This is a genomic window from Paracoccus sp. MC1854 (assembly GCF_014164635.1).
Classification (GTDB): domain Bacteria; phylum Pseudomonadota; class Alphaproteobacteria; order Rhodobacterales; family Rhodobacteraceae; genus Paracoccus.
The window spans coordinates 1-942 of the sequence record NZ_JACJFU010000129.1 but is presented as its reverse complement, the minus strand read 5'-3'; the positions used below and the strand labels follow the sequence as shown (position 1 = coordinate 942).

Annotated in this window: 2 protein-coding genes; both read right to left on the bottom strand. The window is 61.5% G+C overall.

Annotated elements, in window-relative coordinates; all coding sequences use genetic code 11:
* Window positions 1–250: 250 nt before the first annotated feature.
* Window positions 251–520, bottom strand: coding sequence for a hypothetical protein (locus H5395_RS18420; RefSeq protein ID WP_182794001.1), 270 nt, complete (start codon window positions 518–520; stop codon window positions 251–253).
* Complete coding sequence (locus H5395_RS18415) at window positions 508–723, bottom strand: hypothetical protein (RefSeq protein WP_182793999.1); 216 nt, start codon at window positions 721–723, stop codon at window positions 508–510. The genes H5395_RS18420 and H5395_RS18415 overlap by 13 nt, the downstream gene beginning before the upstream one ends.
* Between the last annotated feature and the right edge of the window lie 219 nt (window positions 724–942).

Genomic DNA, 942 nt, shown 5'->3' with positions numbered 1-942 from the left:
TTCTGGAAGAACTGGAATGTCGAGAGCGTCTCGGGGTTCGTCATGGCACGGGCTCCTTCTGGAACCTTTATAATCTAGCTAGCCACGACCGCCAAGCGAAATTTGGCTAGTTATCTATATAGTCCCCCTTTTTATAGCGGTCGAGAATGAAGGCTTTCATAGGTGCTCTCCCACGTCAGGTTGAGGGTGCAACGGGCCATGATCGCGGCGCCCAAGCCCTGTTCAAAATGGCTATCCCATGATCCGGCAGTCATCGTTCCGAGCTTTCTGTCCGTAACATTGGAAAAAACGCGGCACCCGCCAATGTCGTCCCGCTGAGGACCACCCAGGCGAGGGCCGTAGCCGGACCGACCGGCAGCGCGCCGATGATCGCCGTTCCCACGGCGGCAAATGCCATCTGCAAAAACCCGAGCAGCGCCGACGCGATCCCGGCCCAGTCGCCAAAGGGTTCAAGCGCGATCGCGGTACCGATCGGATTGATGAGGCCCATGCCCGTCAGAAACAGCGTCACCGCCGCCATGAATTGCGGCTGCGTTGGCGCTGCACCTTGAAGGGCAAGCCAGAGGCCCCCGACATCACGATCAGGATGCCGGCCATGCCCACGGTTGGCGCGCCCCAACGCCGGGCCAGCCGCGCCGTCAGGAGCCCGCTGCCGAACACCACGAAAACGGTGGCGGCGAAGAAGATGCTGAGGCCGGGCGCGCTCAGCCCCATGTCGATCATCAGGATCGCCGGTGCTGCGCCGAAGAGGCTGTAGAGGCAGCCGATCACCAGACTGACGGCGAGCGCCGGGAAAATGAAGCGGTGGTCAATAACACTACTCTGCCACCTTCATAGCCGGAGCAATCATGACGTCGGCAGGATAGACCGTCTGGGTCGGCAGAATGCCCACCGCCCAGGTGAGACCCTGCTCCGAGAGCTTCTGCCGGAAGTCTGCCACCT